This is a genomic window from Microvirga sp. KLBC 81 (assembly GCF_003075415.1).
Classification (GTDB): domain Bacteria; phylum Pseudomonadota; class Alphaproteobacteria; order Rhizobiales; family Beijerinckiaceae; genus Microvirga.
In genome coordinates this window covers 1-2,842 of sequence record NZ_QDAH01000194.1, presented here as the reverse complement: position 1 = coordinate 2,842, position 2,842 = coordinate 1, and the positions used below count along the sequence as shown (strand labels likewise).

Below are 2,842 nucleotides of genomic sequence, written 5' to 3'. Positions count from 1 at the left end.
CTTGACTATCTCAGTCCGGTTCAGTTCGAAAGGCTGGCCGGATAGCTAATAAACCGCTCTCCACAAAAGCGGAGCAAATCCAGGGTACAATCAGCGAGCCCGAGTGGAGAGCGCCATCAGCCACTTCAAACGAGTGATCGCGGATGCATTGTGCTCGCGGACGGATCGGCGTCGCGCGACTGAGGTCGCCATTGCAGTTCATACGCTGAACCGCATGCTTGAGCTTGGACGCCCGAAGTCCGTCCGTATCGTCTGAATGCAGGCGATGGGTGCATTCAATGCGTGCGTAATCCGATCCGTGCAACAAAGCCGCAGAACCCATCCGACAGCGAAGCGCCTGGCTAAGATCTCCGGGTTGCGGGCGATTTGGTGAACTCTCCGAGCCAAGGGAGCCAACATGTTTGTATCACCCGAGTCCAGAACAGTAGCGGATTGGTAGCTTCCAGAAAGCGCCCCAACCCTTCAAGGGGAGGCACTGACCGGACGGTAAGAAGCATCTGCTCCTGCCCACCTTCCCAGGCGCGGCGATGGAGGATCTCGATATCCGCATTGGGGAGGTGCGCGGTTACCTTTGTTTCATCATAGTCACCTTGAGCCATAGCCTAATCTCCAGGTCCGTGCAGGACTAGCATAGCAGCGAACGTGACGCACTTCGTGCGCCAGTGAGCCGCATCCCGCCAGCGGAAGGCGGGGTGTGGTGGAGCAACGAGCGGCTCACACAGCGTCGTTCCAAAAGCTGGCCCGGTAAGAAGACCGGAGCCCCCGGTCACCTCTGGTTGCTCGCTTTACAAATGTCTCAACGGCTGACAGTCTTTGCATCAAGATGTCAGCGGCAGCACTGGTAAGTCCCCATGCACTCGGTGTTTCTTCAACATAAACCGTGAAGGTGCCGTCCTGAGTGGCTTTCTTGGCAACCCGAGCCATCGAGCAATGCTCCTTCTGTGAAGCGATAGAATCCTGAGGCGGGAATTCGAGCGGTAGAGACATGGCCTGCATCGACCATGCGGTCGTCGTGTTACGATGTCAGTCTGTGAAAACTGACAGGTGCGGGTCATTCTAGTGATTGGCCCGGTTAGGTTCTGGCATTGTAGGCCAAGTAGCGGTGCACGCAGAGCGGGATCACCGATCGATCAAAATGCCTGCCCTTGAACACTGGGTCCTCCGCTCCCGAAACTATCATCCCAAAAACTGAAAGTCTGACGCAAAGCGTTTACGTCAGAACCCTCATGCGTGCCCACCTGGCTCGATCATCGCAAGGAAGCACTCGAGCGAGTGACAGGCGTACACCCCGACATCTCGCTTCAGATACCGACAGCCGTCCTCATCACGCCCCATCTCCTTCGTCTTGTGCTCGATCCTGGCGAGGATGCCGCGCCGGAACACGTAGGGCCTCCTGCAGTGCGCACATCGGCTCCGCTGATTGAGCCGTGGGTTCGGCACATTCGAGGGGTCCATCAGGATGCCAAGGATTCTCATTGAAACCTCACCGGGTTCTCACGTTCCGCCGTTGGGCTCGATGAAACAGAACACCTCGTCCTTGCCGAATGCGGACGATGAAGGAGGTGGAGCGCACAGGTGAGGTTCAGCGCCCAGTCCATCGGGCACCTGATCCCGCGGCACGATCTTGCTGGGAGGAATGTTCACCCACTGACCGTATTTGAGCGCTGTCCAGCGCTTCCTGACACTGTCCCACTTCGCTTCGGTGGGAGCGCAATCCTGCTCACTGCAACAGCTTGAGTTCTTCACGTCCGGGCGCATGATTCCATTATAGAGGTGATGATACGTGCCGTGCGCCATCTGGTGCTCGTCAGAGTGTCCCTCCTCGGCGCGAGCACAAAGGGGATGGAAGAGGGCTGCAATGGCAACGATCGTGATTACGACGGCCAAGGCGTTAAAGGCCGCCCAGACTTCAGCACGCCGCATCGAAGCCTCCTCTTCATCAAGATCAAAGCTCGGCTCGGTTGGCGTCGCGCCCTCAGTGGTCACGAGCGCCGTCACCCGCAGCCGTACGGAGTTGGGCCACTACAAGGTGATGATGATCGCGGGCGCACTCCACGCCAATTGTCCGTGTGGCTGTCTCGATTACACCTTGGTATGGACCGGCGATATGCGCGGTATAAGCGGGGGATGCCACATCAACCAAGTAATGCCCTTCCGAGGCGGGCCTCGCCTGCCTAAGTCCTTGAAAACTCACCATCGGGCATCCGCGCGAGGGGCAGTTTGGGTAAGTAAAACTCGTTGACGTGGCAACGCCCTTCCGAGAAGTGCCAGAGCCTGACTTCAGGGGTGTGCCTGAGAACGGACCTTGGCGCCGCATGTGGTCGGCCTTCTGCGAAAGGATTCTCGCATAAGCATGGCTTTATCGGACGCAGAGTAGGATCGCTGAACAATCAAAATGCTGCCGTTGAACACCACGTCCTTCGCTGTCGGGATTTCAATCACAGTAGCTAAAACTCTGAAACAAACTGTTTGCGCCATAACCCAGCTAGCATCTACGAAGGTGCGACAGCATTCTGCCCAGTGGATAAGGGTACCTATACTTTGATGTGATTGCTGTCGCGCAGGGATGCCGCTTAAATCCTACCCTGCGATAGGGCGAAGAGGTCGCAGCATGGCTGCCCGTCTTGAGCGTTTCCTCTTCAGACTCCAGGCCGCTGGTGACAGTGGCCTTTTTCTTGAGTGCCCCTTGTAGCGGGATCAAAGGCAAGTCGGCAACGAGCCTTGAGGAAGATTTTAGATGCGGTGACCCGTGTTACTCGGGCACCGTTCTCTTATTCTGGGGATTCTGGTCAAGCCCTTTGAGCGGCCCTTTCCGTCAGTTCGGCTGATGTCACCTGTCGGG

Annotated in this window: 2 protein-coding genes; both read right to left on the bottom strand. The window is 57.3% G+C overall.

Annotation, left to right across the window (positions count from 1 at the left end):
* Positions 1-1,224 precede the first annotated feature (1,224 nt).
* A complete protein-coding gene (locus tag DC522_RS35300; RefSeq protein ID WP_165820437.1) occupies positions 1,225-1,383 on the bottom strand; it encodes a hypothetical protein in 159 nt (52 codons plus the stop codon).
* 111 nt (positions 1,384-1,494) lie between these two features.
* Entirely contained in the window at positions 1,495-1,923 is a 429-nt protein-coding gene (locus DC522_RS33000) for a hypothetical protein (RefSeq protein WP_133239456.1), read from the bottom strand.
* Between the last annotated feature and the right edge of the window lie 919 nt (positions 1,924-2,842).

Coding starts and splice junctions, on each gene's coding strand:
- DC522_RS33000 (WP_133239456.1), bottom strand. CDS start 1,923: ATGCGGCGTGCTGAAGTCTGGGCGGCCTTTAACGCCTTGGCCGTCGTA.